Source organism: Mesorhizobium sp. INR15, from assembly GCF_015500075.1.
Lineage (GTDB): Bacteria > Pseudomonadota > Alphaproteobacteria > Rhizobiales > Rhizobiaceae > Mesorhizobium.
Genome location: NZ_CP045496.1, coordinates 2,958,170 through 2,977,145, shown reverse-complemented (window position 1 = coordinate 2,977,145; position 18,976 = coordinate 2,958,170). Strand labels below are relative to the sequence as shown.

Annotated in this window: 15 protein-coding genes; 8 read left to right on the top strand and 7 right to left on the bottom strand. The window is 64.2% G+C overall.

Annotated elements, in window-relative coordinates; translation table 11 throughout:
• The 4 genes from GA829_RS14440 to GA829_RS14425 all read left to right on the top strand — a co-directional run bounded on the left by GA829_RS14440 (position 1) and on the right by GA829_RS14425 (position 3,574).
• Positions 1-582, top strand: a complete 582-nt coding sequence (locus tag GA829_RS14440; RefSeq protein ID WP_195179135.1) for an ureidoglycolate lyase — start codon at positions 1-3, stop codon at positions 580-582.
• Positions 579-1,487 (top strand): polysaccharide deacetylase family protein, encoded by a 909-nt coding sequence (locus GA829_RS14435; RefSeq protein WP_195179134.1) that lies wholly within the window; start codon positions 579-581, stop codon positions 1,485-1,487. The genes GA829_RS14440 and GA829_RS14435 overlap by 4 nt, the downstream gene beginning before the upstream one ends.
• A gap of 145 nt (positions 1,488-1,632) precedes the next feature.
• The gene (locus tag GA829_RS14430) at positions 1,633-2,310 is read left to right on the top strand and encodes a DUF2848 family protein (protein WP_195179133.1); all 678 of its coding nucleotides are present in this window, start codon (positions 1,633-1,635) and stop codon (positions 2,308-2,310) included.
• Between the two features lie 79 nt (positions 2,311-2,389).
• Complete coding sequence (locus tag GA829_RS14425) at positions 2,390-3,574, top strand: lanthionine synthetase C family protein (protein WP_195179132.1); 1,185 nt, start codon at positions 2,390-2,392, stop codon at positions 3,572-3,574.
• Positions 3,575-3,624: 50 nt separating this feature from the next.
• On the opposite strand, the gene pdxR is transcribed toward GA829_RS14425, so the two are convergent.
• Entirely contained in the window at positions 3,625-5,118 is a 1,494-nt protein-coding gene (pdxR, locus tag GA829_RS14420; RefSeq protein WP_195179131.1) for a MocR-like pyridoxine biosynthesis transcription factor PdxR, read from the bottom strand.
• A 105-nt stretch (positions 5,119-5,223) separates the two neighbouring features.
• Here pdxR and GA829_RS14415 point away from each other — a divergent pair, with 105 nt between their 5' ends.
• Entirely contained in the window at positions 5,224-6,432 is a 1,209-nt protein-coding gene (locus GA829_RS14415) for an MFS transporter (RefSeq protein ID WP_195179130.1), read from the top strand.
• A 282-nt stretch (positions 6,433-6,714) separates the two neighbouring features.
• On the opposite strand, the gene GA829_RS14410 is transcribed toward GA829_RS14415, so the two are convergent.
• The gene (locus GA829_RS14410; protein ID WP_195179129.1) at positions 6,715-7,257 is read right to left on the bottom strand and encodes a P-loop NTPase family protein; all 543 of its coding nucleotides are present in this window, start codon (positions 7,255-7,257) and stop codon (positions 6,715-6,717) included.
• A gap of 239 nt (positions 7,258-7,496) precedes the next feature.
• Here GA829_RS14410 and GA829_RS14405 point away from each other — a divergent pair, with 239 nt between their 5' ends.
• From GA829_RS14405 to GA829_RS14395, 3 genes are read left to right on the top strand one after another with little or no spacing between them, the layout of a single operon-like run.
• A complete protein-coding gene (locus GA829_RS14405) occupies positions 7,497-9,335 on the top strand; it encodes an ABC transporter ATP-binding protein (protein ID WP_258052338.1) in 1,839 nt (612 codons plus the stop codon).
• On the top strand, positions 9,335-11,233 hold the full coding sequence (locus GA829_RS14400; protein ID WP_374940403.1) for an ABC transporter ATP-binding protein: 1,899 nt from the start codon (positions 9,335-9,337) through the stop codon (positions 11,231-11,233). Before GA829_RS14405 ends, GA829_RS14400 begins: the two co-directional genes overlap by 1 nt.
• A 12-nt stretch (positions 11,234-11,245) precedes the next feature.
• Entirely contained in the window at positions 11,246-11,905 is a 660-nt protein-coding gene (locus GA829_RS14395; protein WP_195179126.1) for an MFS transporter, read from the top strand.
• Positions 11,906-11,934: 29 nt separating this feature from the next.
• Here GA829_RS14395 and GA829_RS14390 read toward each other — a convergent pair whose 3' ends face one another.
• Genes GA829_RS14390 through hglS form a run of 5 tightly spaced genes read right to left on the bottom strand, consistent with a single transcriptional unit; the run spans position 11,935 to position 18,871 of the window.
• Positions 11,935-13,218, bottom strand: coding sequence for an NAD(P)/FAD-dependent oxidoreductase (locus GA829_RS14390; RefSeq protein WP_195179125.1), 1,284 nt, complete (start codon positions 13,216-13,218; stop codon positions 11,935-11,937).
• Between the two features lie 29 nt (positions 13,219-13,247).
• Positions 13,248-14,480 (bottom strand): pyridoxal phosphate-dependent aminotransferase, encoded by a 1,233-nt coding sequence (locus tag GA829_RS14385; protein WP_195179124.1) that lies wholly within the window; start codon positions 14,478-14,480, stop codon positions 13,248-13,250.
• An 11-nt stretch (positions 14,481-14,491) separates the two neighbouring features.
• Positions 14,492-16,027 carry an L-piperidine-6-carboxylate dehydrogenase gene (gene amaB / locus GA829_RS14380; protein WP_195179123.1) on the bottom strand — a complete coding sequence of 512 codons (1,536 nt, stop codon included), beginning with the start codon at positions 16,025-16,027 and terminating at the stop codon, positions 14,492-14,494.
• 21 nt (positions 16,028-16,048) lie between these two features.
• Positions 16,049-17,464 carry an FAD-binding oxidoreductase gene (locus GA829_RS14375; RefSeq protein WP_195179122.1) on the bottom strand — a complete coding sequence of 472 codons (1,416 nt, stop codon included), beginning with the start codon at positions 17,462-17,464 and terminating at the stop codon, positions 16,049-16,051.
• Positions 17,465-17,473: 9 nt separating this feature from the next.
• A complete protein-coding gene (gene hglS, locus GA829_RS14370) occupies positions 17,474-18,871 on the bottom strand; it encodes a 2-oxoadipate dioxygenase/decarboxylase HglS (RefSeq protein WP_195179121.1) in 1,398 nt (465 codons plus the stop codon).
• Positions 18,872-18,976: the final 105 nt, after the last annotated feature.

Sequence of the window (18,976 nt, the reverse complement as noted above, 5' to 3'; positions counted from 1 at the left end):
ATGGGCGCACAACCGGATCAAAGGACTGACCAAGGGCTGGTCATATCGATCGAACAGCTGACGCGCGAGGCCTTCGCGCCGTTCGGCGATGTCATCGACGACACCGGCCCGCTCGCCTTCCCCACCAATGGCGGCACCGCGACACGCATCCACGAACTTGGGCTGGCTGACTGCACCGCAGATGGCGGCAGGACGCTTCTCAGCATGTTCCGCACCGACAGGCCGACAGTGCCGGAATTCCTGACGCTGATGGAGCGCCATCCGATTTCAAGCCAGGCTTTCGTGCCGCTCGGCGGCGAGCGCATGATCGCCGTCGTCGCGCAACCCGGACGGAGCCCTGCGGCGGCCGACCTGCGCGCCTTCCTCAGCAATGGCCGGCAAGGCGTCAACTACCATCGCGGCACCTGGCACTATCCCCTGATCACGGTCGACGCCGGCTCGTTCCTGGTCGTCGACCGCGCCGGCCCCGGCCCCGGCTTCGACCAGGACTACGAGGAAGTCGCCCTCGAACCGGGAACAAGGCTGGCCCTCGCCAGCGTCAACGCGTTCGGCACATCGAACAGAAATGGAACGGGACAATGATCACCAACGGCATTAAGTGGCCCAATGGCGCGAAATGCGCCGCCTGCCTGACCTTCGACATGGACGCCGACAGCCTGATCCATGTCGACTATCCCAATGACGGCGATCGCCGCGTCTCCGCCATATCGATGCTGCGCTACGGCCCGCAAATCGCGGTGCCGCGCATCGTCGACACCTATCGCGAACTCGGCATCAAGCAGACCTTCTTCGTCCCGGCCTGGTGCATCGAGCAATACCCCGATGCCGTCGAGGCAATCCTTAGGGGTGGGCATGAAATCGCCCATCACAGCTACATCCACGAAAACCCGCTCGAACAGACCGAAGCCGATGAGGCGCACTGGCTTGACGTCGGCATCGAGGTCATCAAGCGTGTCACCGGCAAGGCGCCGCGCGGCTGGCGCGCGCCGCTCTACAACTTCTCCGACAAGTCGCTCGACCTGCTGCTCGATCGCGGCTTCAAATACGATGCGTCGCTGATGGGCGCCGACATCCCCTATGTCATCAAGAGCCGCAAGACCGGCGGCGAAGTCATTGAACTGCCGAGCCATTGGGGGCTGGATGACTGGCCGCAATATGTCCAGTCCTTCGACCTGCACTACATGATGCCGGTGCGCAGCGCCCGCATCGGCTTTGACCTCTATCTCAGGGAGTTCGAAGCCGCCTATGCCTATGGCGCGCTGTGGGTTCCGGTGCTCCATCCCTTCGTCACCGGGCGGCTGTCGCGCTGGCATGTGTTCCGTGAGTTCCTGGAAAAGGTGGTCGCGCAAGGCGATGTCTGGTTCGCGCCGATGGAAGAGATCGCCGCCTATGTCCGCGCCGAGATCGACGCCGGCCGCCACAAGCCGATGGTCGAACTCATTCCGCAATATGAAAAGCCGGTCGGCCGGGTGCTGCCGCGCCGCTAGGACAATGCCAGGAAAAGCGCGCCAACGGCTTCCGTCTGGAATCTTATGAAAACAGAGGGTTAGAGCGGTCCGGTGATTCAATCGACGCCGGGCCGCTCTCCAGAGGGCGCGTGCCCATCATCGCAAGCAAGCAGAGAGGCCGCGTGTGACAAGGTTGCGTTTTGCAACGCCGGATGGCGGGGAGATCTTTCCTGCCGTCCGGCAACTGCTGCTGGCCGGATATTCCGGCCGCAGCGAAATCGATGTCGACAAGCATCTGGCCGAAATGCGCGCGCTGGGCGTCGCGGTGCCGCAGAAGGTGCCGGTCTTTCATCCCGCCATGACCTGTCTTTTGACGCAGGGCGACAGGGTGGAAGTGATCGGGCCCGACTCGCGGCCCGAGGTCGAATTCGTGCTGTTCGCATGCGAGGGCACGGACTACGTGACCGTCGGCAACGACCAGTTCGACCTCGCCACCGAGCGGCATTATTCGGCGCAGAAGTCGAAAAGCCTGTGCCAGAAGGTTGTCGCCTCGACAGCCTGGCCACTCAGCGAGGTGCGCGGTCACTGGGACCGGCTTGTGCTGGAATTGCGCTGCGGCGACCGGTTGCTTCAAGCCGGCAGCGTCGACGGCATCCTGACGCCAGCCAGCCTGGTCGAGCGGGTGCAAAAGCAGCAGGCATTCAACCGCGACCACGGCATCTTGTTTTCGGGAACTGTGCCGATGCTGGCGCCTGTCGAGCACGATATGCTGGACTTTTCCATTGCCCTTCGCGATCCGGTTCTGGGCCGGGTGATAGGCTGCGACTTCCAGGTGGTGGACATCACATGTAGGGTTGGCTGAGCCGGCGGTGTGCCCCCGCGCCGGCGGATTGCCTGAACCATGAATTGCGTCTGACGCTCTCCTGCTGACCCGGATACCCATGCTGGAACAATCCCGCCATATCGGGCTGCCGCCAATTGCCTGGAATCCGGATGCCGCGCGCAACGCCATCGATGAGATCGTGGCCGACGCGCTGGATCATTTCAGTTCGGACAATTTCTGGCCGAGCCACCCCGCCGAGGATCGTGTGCCGCATGGCCAGACGGGGTTCTACTACGGCGCGACGGGAACGATCTGGGCCTTGCACTATCTGCAGCAGGTCGGGGCAACGACACGCGCTTTCGATTTTAGAGGCAATCTGCCGCATCTGGTTGCCGCGAACCGCAAGGAGTTCGCCAGGCGGATGTACCGGAGGCACGGTTCGTTTCATTTCGGCGATATGGGAACGGCACTGCTGGCGATGCGGCTCGACCCGACGGCCGAGTATGCTGACCATGTCCATCAACGCGCCCAGGCCAACAACAAGCTTCCCATCCGTGAGTTCATGTGGGGCATGGCCGGGTCGATGCTGGCCTGCGTGCATATGGCCGGGCTGGAGCCGTCCCCGAGATGGCGTGACCTTTTCCAGCTTCAGGCGGCGCGGCTGCTGAAGGATTTGCGCGACAGCGATGACGGGCCGTTGTGGATCCAGGCGCTCTATGGCCGCAAGCTGCCATGGCTCGGCCCGGTGCACGGCTTCGCCGGCAACATGATCCCATTGCTGGCCGGCTGGTCCTGGCTCGATCCGCAACAGCAGATGCGGGTTCAGGACGCCATCTGCCGCGTCCTGGTCGCGACTGCCTGGCAGTCGCCGATGGGTGCCAATTGGGCTGCCCGCGCGAAGGAGGAGGAGGCGCCGAAAATGTGCCAGCATTGCCATGGCGCCGCCGGCATGGTGACCAGTTTTGCCTCGGCGCCTTTCACCACGCCCGAATTCGAGGACATCTTGCGCAAGGGCGCGGCTTTCACCTGGGAAGCCGGACCTCTGGCCAAGGGCTCGAATCTTTGCCACGGCACAGGCGGCAACGGCTATGCGCTGCTGAAAATACATGCGCGCACCGGCGACAGGATCTGGCTCGACCGGGCGCGCGGTTTCGCCATGACAGCGATCGAGCAATGCGACGAAACACGCAAGCATGTAGGCCGTGGCCGCTACAGCCTGTGGACCGGCGACATTGGCCTGGCGGTCTATCTCTGGGATTGCCTGACGGCCAGACCCAATTTTCCGACGATCGACGTGTTCTAGAGTGCTGCTGGAGAGGTGATCCGGTGAACCCGCGGTTCTGGCTCCGGCGACTATCCCGGCTTGAAAGCCGCGAACATTGCCGCCAGCCCCGCCGTGCCGAGATCAGCCTCGGCATGGGTCAGACCCGAGAAGCCGAACAGGAAACCGTGCAGCGGCATGGGCGCCACGTGCATCGGCGAAACCGGCAGGACCGCGACCCCATGCCGGCGCGCTGCCTTGGCCAGCGTGACATCGTTGCGCCCCGCGCCAAGCCGCGCCAGGAGATGGACGCCCTGATGCGGGGAATCCACCCGCAGGTGATCGGCCAGACGCGCATGCAGCAATGACACCAGCACGTCACGCGACGCGCGATAAGCCTCGCGCAGCCGCCGCAGATGGCTGGAGAAATGACCCTCGGCCAAAAAGTCGGCGACGACCAGTTGCTGGAACGGTGCCGGGAACCGGTCGAGCAGTGCCCGCATCACCCGAAACGCGGGCACCAGATCCTCCGGCACCACGAGATAGCCGAGGCGCAGACCCGGCAGCAGCGCCTTGCTGAACGTGCCGGCATAGATGACGCAATGATGCTCATCAACGCCCTGCAGGGCCGCCAGCGGACGATCGTCATAGCGGAACTCGCTGTCGTAATCGTCCTCGATGACCCAGGCTCCGGTGGCCGCCGCCCAATCGAGCAATGCCAGGCGGCGCGCCATCGAGAGAACCGTGCCGGTCGGATACTGGTGCGATGGCGTCACATAGATTGCCCGTGGCGCAGCGGCGAGCGCGGCAAGCGCGGTGACATCAAGGCCGTCGCCATCGACCGGCACAGCCGCCAGCCTGGCGCCATGAACAGTCAGGGCAAGCCGTGCTGGCGGATAGCAAGGATTTTCGACCGCCACGACATCGCCGGGATCGATCAAGGTGCGGATCGCCAGGTCGATCGCCTGTTGCGACCCGGCCGTGATGAAGATCTGGCTGGGTAGACAGCGCACGCCACGCGCCGCCAGAAGATAGGCGGCCACGGCTTCCCGCAGCACCTCCTCCCCCTGTGGATCGCGGTAATGATCCGACAGGGCGCCGAGATGGCGATGGGCAATGCGGGTCAGGACACCGCGTGTCTTTGCATCCGGCGGCGTCCGGCCCATGATGAAGGGTATTCCCAGGGGTGGATCGGCGAGCTGCGGGACCGGCGTCGCGACCGCGCGGGCGGCGCGCGAGATCAGGCGGCCGTGCTCCGGCGCGACCCACCCCGCCCCGCCAGGACGCGCGGCGCGCTCCGGCACATCGGTTGAGACATAGGTGCCGGAGCCGACGCGGCCGATTGCATAGCCTTCGCTCAGCAGCGTCTCGTAAGCTTCGGTGACCAGGCCGCGCGACACGCCCCAGAGGCGCGATGCCGCCCGCGTCGACGGAAGGCGCTCGCCCGGCGGCATGCGGCCGGCGACGATCCCCTCGCGCAGGGCGAGGTAAAGCTGCCGCGCAAGCGGCACATGCGAGGCCCTGTCGACCTCGATGTCAACCAGATGCGCGGTGCCTTCGCGCCGGCGGGTATCAGCTGATGTCACGATTGCCCCTCACCAAGTGGTTCTTGCGGCCAAATCCAAGTGGACCTGTCATTTGAGCATTATTGGCGGAATATGCAGGCCAATTGTAACAAGAGTCAAAACATCATGCGCGCATCCCATGCCTATTGCCTGTTTGTCGGCAGCTTCCTGACGGCGGCCGGCTACGGCGCGACCTTCCTTCTGACCGAGCATTTCCGGTCGCTTGGCGGCAGCGAGATCGAGACTGGCGTCACGCTTGCCGGCGCCATGGTTGGCACGCTGGTTGGCGTTCCCTTGGTCGGCTGGTTCGCTGGCCGCTTCGGTGCGGCCCGGATGGCGGCACTGGGTGCGCTGTCCGTCTGCGCCGGCTATCTCGCGCTTGCCGCGTTGCAGACCCTTTCGCCGCTGATCGGAGCTGTCGGCTTTCTCATCGGCATCGGTTGGGGTGTGTTCTATCTTGCCGCGCCAATGGCATTGTCGGAGCGCGTCACCGACCGCGAGCGCGGTTTCTGGTTCACCCGCTTCGGCGCGTTCCTGATGGCCGGCATCGGCGCCAGCCCTGTCGTCGCGGGCGCGCTGACGGGAGGCCTCGGCCTGTCCACCTCGATGGCCTTCTGCCTCGTGGCGGCGGCCTGTGTTCTTGCAGCGCTGCTCTTGTGGGTCTTCGAAGCCCTGTCGCCGAGGCCTGCCGCCACGACACAAGCAAGCAATGGCTGGGTGCGCAAACTGCCTGGCATCGCCAAGACGAGAGCCATCTATCCGATCCTTATGGTCGGCCTCGGCGCCTGCGTGTTCAGCGGCGTTCTGACGTTCCAGACATCCCTGGTGCGTGGCACCGGCCTGCAGGCGAGCACTTTCTTCGCCGCCTATGCCATGACAGTGGTGGCATCGCGCTTCGTGCTGGCCCCGATCGTCAGCCGGGCCAATGGCGACCGTGCCGCGCTCGTGCTCCTGTCACTGATGATCCTTGGCGTGGTGGTGGCCTTCGCGCTTCGCTATGGCGTGCTGGTCCAGATCGCCAGCGCTGTCCTGCTCGGCCTCGGCTACGGCCTGGTCTATTCGGTCATCCAGACACAGGCGGTCAACGATGGCCCTCCTGAGCAGCGCAGCGCCGCACTGACCTGGTTTGCCATCGCCTATTTTCTGGGGATCTTTGGATTTCCCATGCTGGGCGGATGGCTGATCGTCAAGGTCGGCATTGCCGGGTTCCTCGGTGCGGTGCTGATCTTCGCCCTGGCCGAGATGGGACTGGCATTGCTGCGTGTGCGCAAGGTGCCGCGCGCCCTGCCGCTGGCGGTGTCCTTCGACGAACCAGGTCAAACGGTGGGTCCGTGATGGCCCATTCGCTGACGGACCAGGGCGAGGAATGCCCCAAGACGAAAGCCGGCATCGGGCCGTTGCCCGCTCGGCCGGGGCACACCAGCCGGCGCCTGTGGCTCACCTTCTTGGATGCGTGGCTGTGGCGACGTGCAAGCCATTTGACCCGGCGCTCGTTCGATGTCGGCGCAAGATGGTCTGATCGTTGGGAGCGCGGCATCGCCGATTGCCAGCTTGGCCCCGACCAGGGCTGGCGCGACCCGCCACGATAGACGCGACGCAACCGGCCCGGCCGACCCTTCAGGAAAGTCGGAACGCCCGCGGCTCCGCGAGGGCGAGCGAGTTCACGAACCCGGAAATCTGGCCGGCGCCGCGCAGGTGCACGACCGGCACCAACGGTCCCTTCGCCAGCCGCTCCGCTTCGATATGCGGCCGGCTGTCCCGGTCGAAAGTCCAGACATAGCGCAGGAACGACAGAAAATCCGCGTCCGGCCGCTCGACACATCCGGCTGGCAGATCCGGCCGGGGGCGGTTCAAGGCAGTGCGCAGCACAACCCGCTTCAGACAGGTGGTGCGCGGCGTGTCCAGCCAGATCACCAGATCGGCACGCGGCAGCCTCAGATCAAAACTCTGCCGGTAGTAATTTCCCTCGCAGACCCAGCGCTCGCCGGAAATGGCTTCGCTGACCCGAGCCCGAAAAACCTCGTTCTCGGGTTTGCTCCAGTCCGGTCCCCAGAAAAGCCTGTCGAGATGGACGACCGCCAAACGCAGCCGGGCACCCAGTTCCCGCGCGAGTGTCGACTTGCCGCTGCCGACATTTCCAAGAATGACAATCCGCTGCATGACTGGCCGCCTGTCATGGATCCTCGAATTTGGGAACCGCTCATCTTCCAGCGAGTCGCCGACGGAGCGCCGGTATTCCATGCCTCGATCGGTCACCACAACCTCAGGTACAGTGCACGATCTGCATTGGCTCTTGAACCATCAGCGCGCACGCGCCTAAATGGCGCCACACCCTATGCTCAAACTGAGTCTGCCTTCCCAGGCTGGTTCCTGGAATAGTCTGGATATTGTCCTTGAATATGGATGCACCCAGCAGCGCCCAAAAGCGCGGCAAGTCCTTTTCCCATGTCGCCGAGGCGTCCTGGGGCAAAGGCCTTAGCACTCTCTTGCGCATCACCCGCATGACCTTGCGCCATCCCTGGCAGGTCGCGATTACCATCATCTCCACCTTCATCGCCGCGACGCTGCAGCTTTTCATCCCGCGCCTGCTGGGGCGCGCCATAGATCAGGCGCAGGGCGTCATCGCCGCCGGGGCCAGTGCCGCGGCGCAGCACGCGCTGTGGAACACAGCACTCACCTTGCTGGTCATCAGCATCCTGCGCGGCCTTTTCACCATGTCGCAGAACTATTACGGCGAGGCCGTCGGCCATCAGACCGGCTATGAACTGCGGCTGGCCTTCTACGAAAAAATCCAGCGCCTGAGCTTTTCCTTCCACGACCGTGTCCATACCGGCGATCTGATCACGCTCGGCCTGCTCGACCTCGACGGCGTGCGCATGTTCTTTTCCACCGGCCTCGTGCGCGTTGTCCTTCTCAGTGTGCTGATCGGCGTCGGCGCCTACCTGCTGATCAGCACCGACCTCGTGCTTGGGCTGCTCAGCCTGAGCTTCGTGCCCTTCGTCGCCTGGCGGTCCTCGGTCACCCAGCTCGCCTTGCGCAGCACCTGGCTGACCCTGCAGGAGCGGCTCTCTGTGCTGAGCCGGGTGATGGACGAGAACCTTGGCGGCATCCGTGTCGTACGCGCCTTCGCCGCCCAGAACCATGAGCTGGAAAAATTCGACCGCGCCAAGCGCAGCGCGCTTGAACTCGCCAACGAGCGCGTCGACATCCGCGTCGCCAACACCAGCGCGATGAATTTCTCCTTCCTCGCCGCCATGGGCCTGGTCCTCTGGTTCGGCGGCCAGAAGGTGATCGATGGCGAGATCAGCGTCGGCACGCTGACGCAGTTCCTCACCTTCATGACCATCCTGCAGATGCCGGTGCGCCAGCTCGGCCTGATGGTGAATTCCTTCGCGCGCGCCTCGACCTGCGGCACGCGGCTGTTCGACCTGCTCGACCAGGAACTCGACATCAAGGATGCGCCAGGCGCCAGGGACCTGACCATCACAGACGGCGTGCTGCGCTTCGACAATGTCGGCTTCCGCTATGAAGGGGCCGGCGAGCGCCAGACGCTGTCTGGGATTTCCTTCGAGGCGAGGCCCGGCGAGACCCTTGGCATTGTCGGTCCTCCCGGCAGCGGCAAGTCGACCATCGCCCATCTGGTGCCACGCTTCTACGATGTCGGCAGCGGCGCCATCACCATCGATGGACAGGACATCCGCGATGTCACGCTGCAATCGCTGCGCAAGGCGGTCGGCGTCGTGCAGCAGGACTCGTTCCTGTTCACCACCTCGATCGAGAACAATATCGCCTATGGCAATCCCTGGGCGCGCGAGACCCGCATCGAGCGCGCCGCCGAATTCGCACAGTTGCACAACTACATCATCGGCCTTCCCTCGGGCTACACGACGGTGGTCGGCGAGCGCGGCGCGTCGCTGTCCGGCGGCCAGCGGCAACGGCTGTCGATCGCCCGCAGCCTGATGCTGCGGCCATCCATTCTGATCTTCGACGATTCCACGGCGGCCATCGATGCCGGAACCGAGCAGCGCATCCGCACCGCGATGAAACGCTTCGCCGCCGATCGCGTCACGCTGATCATTTCGCACCGGCTGAGCTCGTTGATGCATGCCGACCAGATCCTGTTCGTCGAGAACGGACAGATCGTCGAGCGCGGCACGCATGAACAATTGCTGGCGCTTGGTGGCCGCTATCGCGCGCTCTACGACCTGCAGCTTCGGCCTGATGAAGGAGCGGCATGATGGCGCCCCAAAACGAAGACGACGATGACAATGAAAGCACCGGCGCCCGGCCGATCAAGGCCGTCGTCGGTTCGCACCGCGACGAGGAAGAGGTCTTCGGCAAGGTCTACGACCCGCGCATCGTGCGGCGCATCTGGAGCTACGTGAACCCGTACCGCGCGAGGATATTCATCTCGGTTGCCGCCGTCCTGGTGTTCACCCTGACGCAGCTGGCGATCCCGCTGATCATCCGCTACGCCATCGACCACGGCATGATGGCGGGCCGCTTCGACCAATCGGTGCTGGTCTGGGCGGTCGCCGCCTTCGCGGTGACCATTCTCATCAACTATGCCGCCAGCCATGTGCAGGAAAGTGTTGTCGGCAAGGTGGCCGAGAACGTGCTGTCGGACCTGCGCCGCGCCATGTTCAACCATCTTCAGCGCGTATCGTTGAGCTTTATGGACAAGACCGAAGTCGGCCGGCTGATGTCGCGCCTGCAAGGTGACGTCAACTCTATGCAGGAGTTCCTCGAAACGTCCGTGATGTCGGTCGGCGACATCGTGCTCTTGTTCGGCATCGTCAGCGTGCTGCTGTGGCTCGATCCACGGCTAGCGCTGCTGACGCTGGCGACCATGCCGGCGCTGTTTATCGTGCGCCTGTTCTGGCTGCCGCGCGCCAAGGTCGCCTTCATGGCCGCGCATGAAACCAATTCCATCGCCAACGGCGCGCTGGCCGAAGGCATTCACGGCGTCCGCACGGTGCAGAGCCTGGAGCGCCAGCACGTCAATTTCGAGCTCTATGACGAAAAGGTGCTGAGCAATCTCAAGGCGCATCTGAGATCGGCCAGATACGCGCAGGTGATGGTGCCGATCGTCGACACGCTGACCGGCATCGCCATGGCCACGGTCATCGTTGTCGGCGGCTCGATGGTGCTCTCTCACAGCCTCGACATTGGCATCATGGTGGCCTTCCTGTTCTACATCCAGCGCTTCTTCGACCCGATCCGTTCGCTCACCATGCAGTACAGCGTGATGCAGCGCGCCATGGCGTCCGGCCAGCGCATCTCCGAAGTGCTCGATGTGCCGGTGGATGTGAAGGACAAGCCAGGCGCCATCGCGCTGTCACGCGACATGGACGGTTCGGTCGAGTTCAGGAACGTCACCTTCGGCTACAGGAAAAACCTGCCGGTGCTGAAAAACATCAGCTTCCGCGTCAATCCGGGCGAGACTGTCGCGCTGGTAGGCCCGACCGGATCGGGCAAATCGAGCTCGATGGCGCTGGCGCACCGCTTCTACGATGTCTGGAGCGGGCAAGTGCTGGTCGGCGGCCATGACGTGCGCGACCTCAAGCAGGATTCGCTCGGCGACCAGGTGGCGATGGTACTGCAGGAACCCTTTCTGTTTTCCGGCACGGTTCTGGAGAACATCCGCTACCACAAGACGGCGGCCACCCGCGACGAGGTGGTGCGCGCGGCCCAGGCTGTTGGCGCGCACGACTTCATCGAACAACTCCCCAATGGTTACGACACCGAGCTCGAACAGCGCGGCGGCAACCTCTCGCTCGGCCAGCGCCAGCTGATCAGCTTTGCCCGCGCGCTGGTCGCCGACGCCAAGATCCTGGTGCTCGACGAAGCCACCGCCAGCATCGATTCCTACACCGAGATGCTGATCCAGAAAGCGCTGGTAAAATTGCTGGAAGGCCGCACCGGTCTCGTCATCGCCCACCGGCTGGCCACCATCCGCGGCGCCGACCGCATCATCGTTCTGCAGAATGGCGAGATCGTCGAAACCGGCAACCACGATCAGCTGATGGCCAGGAACGGTCTCTACGCCAAGCTCTACAACATGAATTACGCGTCATTCGACGACATTGCCGTGGACGGGCTGGAAATGGCCGCGCCGGTTGGAACGGCGACCTGACGCCGCGTTCTTGTGAAGATAGGCCCGCATGGCTCCGATCCCCTCTTCAATCCCGGCACGGCCAAAACCAATCCGAAATCGATTGTCGAGCGTGGGGTTGAGTTCGGAGCGGTACATGCTTGCGGGCAACAAAAGCACACCGGAGCTTTCGACGAGATCGCGCGCGAAGCTTTCGACACCATCGGCACGACACTCGGTGCCGCGATATCCGGCAAACTCGTCTCACGCCTGCCGCGTTACAAGTTCATGGCCGTTGGCGGCATGGCGCTTGCAGCGATCTGCCTGACGATGCTTGGCATGCTGGCCGACACATCCTCGCTCATTCTGGTGGAAGTGCTGCTGTTTGTCGCCGGCGCCGGCTTTGGCGCGATGTTTCCGATCGGCACCGTCTCCGTGCAGAACGCCGTCGAATACCGCAACCTCGGCATTGCCACGGCGACATTGACCTTCATGCGCAATCTCGGCTCCGCCATTGGTGTCGCGGCGATCGGCGCTGTGGCCTTGATGAGCGGCTTGCCGGGATTGAGGGACGGCGCAGGCGCCATCGACCTCGCGACAGCCGTCGCCTTTCGCCACATCTTCCTCGTCGCGGCCGCGCTCGCGCTGCTCGCCATGCTCTTCTTCATGGCGATGAAGGAGATCAGCCTGCGAACCACCGTCCGCAACGATTGATCAAACGCCGCACTGAGCCCGCCGGTGCTTCAGAACCTGTCCGAGGCCAGATGGGCGGCCTGCGCCCCGGCCTCGTAGTAGATTTCCCTGGAATGCCTGAACCACGGCTCCTGAACCTCGGTCCGGGGCAGCGGCAGGTCCGCCACGCTTTTCTCGCCAAGGATCAGCAAGGCGAGCTCGCGGCCGAACACGGTGCCGGGCGAGATGCCGCGCCCGTTATAGCCGGAGAAGCCGACAACGTTCCTGTCGAACGTGTGGAAGCGCGGCAGCGCATCGCTGGTCATGCCGATCTGCCCGTACCACTCATGCTCGAAGGCGACATCGCGCAATTGCGGGTAAAGCCGCGCCAGCGCCCGCCGTGCCCACGCCTTGTGAATGGACGTGCCGGAATTGCGCAGTGCGCCGACGCTGCCGAAAACCAGCCGCCCGGATCGGTCCAGGCGGAATGACGACAGGATCGTTCGCGTGTCCCACGCGCCCTGATGTTCGGGCAGGATGGTTCGCAGCAGATCGGCACTGAGCGGCTGCGTGGCCAGATTGAAATAGGGCAGATGCACCTGCTCCGCGCGCGTGCTCTGCCAAGGCCCGGTACCGTATGCATCCGTGGCCACCACCACCCACTCGGCATCGACGGTTCCATCCGCTGACCTGACCACCCAGCGGTCGCCCTTCTTGCTGGTCTCGACAACCGGGCTCGACGTGTGGATCGTCACGCCGGCACGCACACAGGCATGCGCCAGGCCGCGCGCATAGGCGAGCGGCTGCAATGTGCCGGCGCGCCGATCGAGCAAGGCGCCGGCATAGGCGGACGTGCCCAGCAATCTTTCGGTTTCCAGCGCGTCGAGGGCTTGCACAGGCGCGGCGCGCCTTTGCCATTGCGCCTCACGCTCCTTGATTTCCTTAAGCCCCTCCGGACCGACAGCGCAGTGGAGCGTACCGTTTCGCTGCAACTCGCAGTCGATGCCATGCCTGTCGATCAGTTCCATCACCAGCGACGGCCCGTCGCCGAGCAGCCCGAGCAGCCGCTCGCCATGCACAGGGCCAAGCGTGGTGATCATGTCGTCCGGCATCAGCCACAGGCCGGCATTGATCAATCCGACATTGCGGCCGGCGCCGCCGAAGCCGATCTCGCGGCCCTCCAGCAAGACCACCCGCCGCCCGGCTTCGGCCAGATGCAGGGCGCAGGACATGCCGGTATAGCCGCCGCCGACGACAACCACATCGGCGGATAGCGATCCACCGAGCGTGGTCGTGACTGGCGCCTGCGGCGCGGTCGCTTCCCAAAGGCCGTGCGAGCGGCGGTCATTCAACATCGGTCAATCCTGTTCCCAAGCAGCACTGGCTAGACGAGCTTCGCACAGGCGGCGGCAATGCGCTGCATGGCTTGCTTCAGTTCCGCTTCCGACGTCGCGTAGGAAATCCGGAAGAACGGAGACAGGCCAAAAGCCGCGCCCGGCACAACCGCGACATGGGCGTCCTCAAGCAGGTAGTCGCAAAAATCGGCGTCGGTCTCGATCCGTTTGCCGGCCGGAGTCGCCTTGCCGATCAGGCCGGCGCAGCCCGCGAACGTGTAGAAAGCGCCTTCCGGGACGCGGCAGTCAATGCCGTCGATGGCGTTCAGGCCGGCGACAACGAGATCGCGGCGATGGCGAAAACTTTCCGTCCTCGCCTTCAGGAAATCCTGAGGCCCCGAAAGCGCCTCGAGCGCGGCGGCCTGGCTGACCGATGACGGGCAGGAGCTCGACTGGCTCTGCACGACCGCCATCGCCTTGATCAGTTCGCGCGAACCACCGGCATAGCCGATGCGCCAACCGGTCATCGCATAGGCTTTCGAGACGCCGTTGACGGTAAGCGTCCGCGCCCTCAGGCGCGGTTCCAGCGCCACCGGCGTGGTGAAGCGGAAATCGTCATAGACGATGTGCTCATACATGTCGTCGACCAGCAGCCGGACATGCGGATGCCGCAACAGGACATCGATCAGCGCGCGATAGTCGGCCTCGCTATAAGCCGCTCCTGATGGATTGGAGGGCGAGTTCAGGATCAGCCACTTCGTCCTCGGCGTGATCGCGGCTTCAAGCTGCTCCGCTGTAAGCTTGAACCCGGCCTCGGCGCTGCAGGGAACACAGATCGGCTTGCCCTCGGCGATGGCGACGATATCCAGATAGGACGTCCATGCCGGCGTCGGGATGAGGACCTCGTCGCCGCTGTTCAGCGTCGCCATCATCGCATTGAACAGAACCTGCTTGCCGCCGACCGCCACCGTGATTTCATCGGCCGCGTAGTCAATGCCGTTCTCGCGCAGGAACTTCTCGCGGATCGCCTGCTTGAGTTCCGGGGTGCCGTCGAGCGCGGTGTATTTGGTGTCACCGCGTTCGATGGCCCGGCAGGCAGCCTGCTTCACATTGTCGGGCGTGTCGAAATCCGGCTCGCCCGCGCCCAGGATGATCATCGGCGCGCCGGCGCGTTTCATCGCCTGCGCGCGGGCGCCGATCTTCAGGATTTGCGAAACCCCGATGGTGGAGATGCGCGATGCCGGCACGAAACCGGCTTCGTCGATCCTCGTGTTGACGGTCATGGGCCTGTTCCTCACTCGATATCGAAGGAGACGCCCTGGGCGAGCGGCAGCGCCTTGGAGTAGTTCACCGTGTTGGTGGCGCGGCGCATATAGGCCTTCCACGCATCCGAACCGCTTTCACGGCCGCCGCCGGTCTCCTTCTCGCCGCCGAACGCACCGCCGATTTCCGCGCCCGACGTGCCGATGTTGACATTGGCAATGCCGCAGTCCGAACCATCGACACCAAGGAAGCGCTCCGATTCCTGCAGGTCGCGCGTGAAGATCGACGACGACAGGCCAGCGCCAACCGCATTGTGCTCGTCGAGCACGGCGTCGAAATCGGAATATTTCATCACATAGAGGATCGGCGCGAAGGTCTCTTCCGTCACCGGCGAGACTTGGCTTTGCATTTCGACAAGGGCCGGATGCACGTAATAGGCATCGGGATGGCCGTTCTCGACCCGCGTGCCGCCGGTCACCTTGCCGCCATGGGCGGTGGCTTCGCTCAGCGCCTTCTGCATGGCGTCATGCGCGGCCTTGTCGATCAGCGGCCCGACCAGCGACGACGTCTCCAGCGGATTGCCGACCGAGACGCTCTCATAGGCCTTCTTCAGGCGGGGAACGAGCTGGTCATAGACGCTGTCATGCACAAACAGCCGCCGCAGCGTCGTGCAGCGCTGGCCAGCCGTGCCCATGGCGCCGAAGGCAATGGCGCGCAACGCCATGTCGAGATCGGCGCTGGGGCAGACAATGCCGGCATTGTTGCCGCCAAGTTCCAGCACCGCGCGGGCAAAGCGCTTGGCCAGGCGCGGGCCGACATCCCTGCCCATGCGCGTCGAGCCGGTCGCCGAGACCAGCGGCACCTTCGGATGGTCGACCAGGATCTCGCCAACGGCGCGGTCGCCAATCAGCACCGGCGCCAGTCCCTGCGGCGCATCCGCGCCGAAGCGCTTGACGGCGCGGGCAAAGATCGCCTCGCAGGCAAGTGCGGTCAGCGGTGTCTTCTCCGATGGCTTCCACACCACGGCGTCGCCGCAGACCAGCGCCAGCGCTGCATTCCAAGACCACACCGCGACCGGGAAGTTGAAGGCCGAGATGACGCCGACGACGCCGAGCGGATGCCAGGTTTCCATCATGCGGTGACCAGGACGCTCGGTGGCGATGGTCAGGCCATAGAGCTGGCGCGACAGACCGACGGCGAAATCGCAGATGTCGATCATCTCCTGCACTTCGCCAAGACCTTCGGAGGGGATCTTGCCGACCTCGATCGACACAAGGCGGCCAAGCTCGCTCTTGTGGGCGCGCAGTTCCTCGCCCAGCAGCCGCACCAGTTCGCCGCGTCGCGGACCTGGCACCAGCCGCCACGACTGGAACGCCTTGTGCGCGGCATCGATGACCTTGGCGGCATCCGCCGGCGTGATCGTCTTCAGCGCCGCGATCCGCTCGCCCGTCACCGGGCTCCGCACGATCAGGTCACCACCGACAAGCGCATCCCTGGCAACGCCAAGTTTCGCCAAAAGCTCGGATGTTTCCTTGGCAACATCCACTGACTTGACTGCAATGTTCATGCGACGAACTCCTGTTTCTGATTATCCAAAACACACCGAGCCGAGGCTGCCTGGCGACGTCAGTCGCTTCAGGCCCGCGGCAAGGTCCTTGTTCTTTTGCTGGGTGTAACGATCGTAATAGGCCTGGTTCTTGCGGCCGATGCCGTGCTCGGCGCTGAAGCTGCCGCCGAACCGGTCGACAGCGACCGAGTAGACCCAGTCGCGCAGCCGCTGTTCGAAGGCGGCATCGACCTGACTTGCATTGCCGGCCACCAGATTGAAATGCACGCCGCCATCGCCGATATGGCCGAAGTCGAAAATGTCGACACCGGCGAATTCCCTGGGTAACTCGGCCTTCATCCAGTCGCAGAACGCCAGAACGTCGGCTCGGCGAAACGACAGGTCGAAAGCCACCAGCCGGCCCGCGTGCTTGACGCCTTCCGACAGGGCGTGACGCAGCGCCCACATTTCATGCGCCGGCCCGACAAAGGCATCGGCGAGCGGCGCGCCGTCCTCTTCCCAGATCCCGGCCAGCACCGTTTCGAGCACCGCATCCAGCGGCTGCTCGTCCGCGCGCGCCGCCCAGCTGCGTGAGATTTCGGCAAGGATGACATAGTCGGGGACATCGCCGTTCTGGAACGGATTGCGCAGCGCCGGAACATGGGCGAGCGCAGCACCGATCGCATTTCTCGACATGCCTTCGAATGCCGATAGATACGAACCAAGCCGCTCCTCCATCATGCGCAGCAACGGCATGACGGCGGCGGCGGTTCGCGGTACCAGATAGGCCGTCGAGACCTGCCTTGGCAGGCGCTCGAGATTGAGCACGCATTCGGTGACAATGCCGAAGGTGCCGGACGTTCCGACGAAAAGCTGCTTCCAATCGACGCCGGTGTTGTTCTTGCGCAGCCCCGACATCAGATCGACGACCGTGCCGGCCTCGTCGGCCAGAACGACCTTCACGCCAAGTGTGTTTTTGCGCACATCGCCATATCTCAGGAAGCGCGAGCCGCCAGTGTTGGTCGCCAGCATGCCGCCGATGCGCGGATCGGCGCCGAGGTCGACCGGAAAGAAAAGCCCGCTCTGCTCAAGCCGCCCGTTGATGTCGGACAGCCGGATGCCGGCATCGACATGGAGCGAGCGGTTGTCGATGTCGAGATCGAAAATCCGCGTCATGCGGTCGAGGCTGAGCACGGCCTGCGTTCCGCTGGCATCGGGCGTCGAGCCTGAGACCAGCCCGGTATTGCCCGATTGCGGGACAAGGGAAATGCCTTCGCGAACGCAATAGGCGACGCAGGCCGACACCGCCGCCGTGTCGCGCGGGCGCAGCACGAGCGCGGCACGGCCCTGGTCGTAGCGGGCGCCGCTCTCATAGGCGGCCATGCCGGAGCTATCCCCAACGACGCCTTGCGCGCCGAGGATTTCCGCCAATGCCACCTTGTGCCGCTCGCTGACCATGCCGGCTGCCTACTCCGCCGCCTGCAGGCCGCGCAGCGCACGCAGACAATTCTCGATCGACGCCTGTTCGATCGCCGCATAGTGCTCGAACTCATCAAGGACACTGGCGCCAAGGGCGGTTTCGAAACGCTGCTGATTGGGGCTGGCGACAAAATCCTGCCCGGCCTCGTCGCCGAGATTGGACTGGAAGATGCCGGCGGCGCTGACCGGCAGGAAATCCTCATAGACGATCGGATCGAAACGGACGTAGCCCTGCGCCACCAGCTGATCGATATCGTCATGATGAATGCCGTTGGCCTTCTGGCCGCGCTCGGTCAGCGAATAGGTGAAGTAACCGAGCCCGGCCGCACGGATGCCTTCCCACGTGTCGGGGAACGCTTCGAACGTCCTCGACAAGGCCGCGACATACTCAGCCGCATTCGACCCGTCAGCGGCCGGCCGGACAATGGCGCGGGTGGCCTCCAGCAGCCTGTCATAGAGCGCCCTGCCCTTGGGTGTGAGTGCGATGCCGCGCTGCTCGATCTCGCCGAAACGCGCCGTGTGCGAGCCTTCGGTCCAGCCCTCACCTGACTTGAACGACACCGGCTCGTCCAGCGCCTTGAATGATGTCTGCCGCAGCAGGATCGGACAATGGCGCGAAGGCGGCCCTTCGACCACCGCCTTGGGCAGGATGCCGTGCGCCGGCATGCCAAGCTGCACCGCATCGATGTCCAGCGTGCGTGGCGTCAAATGATTGATATGCGGCCCCCTGAAGGAGACCACATCGGCGACCAGCCGATGCGCCTGGTGCAGCCGGTGGTACATCTCGACGCTGACGCAGGCCCGATCATGCCAGCGGAAAGTCTCAAGAATCTCGGCGACAAACCGGTCCGCATCTTCGCGATGCAACCCGCCCTGCTTTTCGGCGAGATCGGTCAGCCTCGCCGCGTTGTCCGTGAATATTCTCCGCTCCGCGAGGATCCGCTGCGCTTCCGCCCGCAAGCCCTCGTCCGCGATCAGGTCGATCCGCAGCAACGAAGTGAAGACGCGAAACGGATTGCGGCTGAGCGCCTCGGCGCCGACCGGACGGAACGCTGTCGCATGGACCGGCACGCCGGCCGTGCTGAGATCATAATAGCCGACCGGAAACATGCCCATCACCGCGAACACGCGCCGCATCATCGCCAGTTCGGCTGGCGTTCCCAGGCGGATGGCGCCATGCCGCTCCTGCGAAACGCGCTCCAGCGTATCCGTGTCCTCGAGGCTTTTGCGCAGCCCTTTGTCAGTCGTCAGCAGGCTGGCATTCGCCTCGGCCACCAGTTCCATCAGCGTGCCGTAAGCCGGCACCTCGGCCCTGTACATGGCCGACATCGCCGCCGAAAACGCGGCACGGATATCATCGGAGCTTACAAACGCGGCGTCTCGCACGGTGCTGTCTCGCTTCTCAAAAACAGAGAGATCATTCCTGAAAAGGGTGATATCAATTAGTTGGCCTTATGGATTGCAACGATTTCGACTGACTTGATGCGAGTT

Coding starts and splice junctions, on each gene's coding strand:
- GA829_RS14440 (WP_195179135.1), top strand. CDS start 1: ATGGGCGCACAACCGGATCAAAGGACTGACCAAGGGCTGGTCATATCG.
- GA829_RS14435 (WP_195179134.1), top strand. CDS start 579: ATGATCACCAACGGCATTAAGTGGCCCAATGGCGCGAAATGCGCCGCC.
- GA829_RS14425 (WP_195179132.1), top strand. CDS start 2,390: ATGCTGGAACAATCCCGCCATATCGGGCTGCCGCCAATTGCCTGGAAT.
- GA829_RS14415 (WP_195179130.1), top strand. CDS start 5,224: ATGCGCGCATCCCATGCCTATTGCCTGTTTGTCGGCAGCTTCCTGACG.
- GA829_RS14410 (WP_195179129.1), bottom strand. CDS start 7,257: ATGCAGCGGATTGTCATTCTTGGAAATGTCGGCAGCGGCAAGTCGACA.
- GA829_RS14405 (WP_258052338.1), top strand. CDS start 7,497: ATGGATGCACCCAGCAGCGCCCAAAAGCGCGGCAAGTCCTTTTCCCAT.
- GA829_RS14400 (WP_374940403.1), top strand. CDS start 9,335: ATGGCGCCCCAAAACGAAGACGACGATGACAATGAAAGCACCGGCGCC.
- GA829_RS14390 (WP_195179125.1), bottom strand. CDS start 13,218: ATGTTGAATGACCGCCGCTCGCACGGCCTTTGGGAAGCGACCGCGCCG.
- GA829_RS14385 (WP_195179124.1), bottom strand. CDS start 14,480: ATGACCGTCAACACGAGGATCGACGAAGCCGGTTTCGTGCCGGCATCG.
- amaB (WP_195179123.1), bottom strand. CDS start 16,027: ATGAACATTGCAGTCAAGTCAGTGGATGTTGCCAAGGAAACATCCGAG.
- GA829_RS14375 (WP_195179122.1), bottom strand. CDS start 17,464: ATGGTCAGCGAGCGGCACAAGGTGGCATTGGCGGAAATCCTCGGCGCG.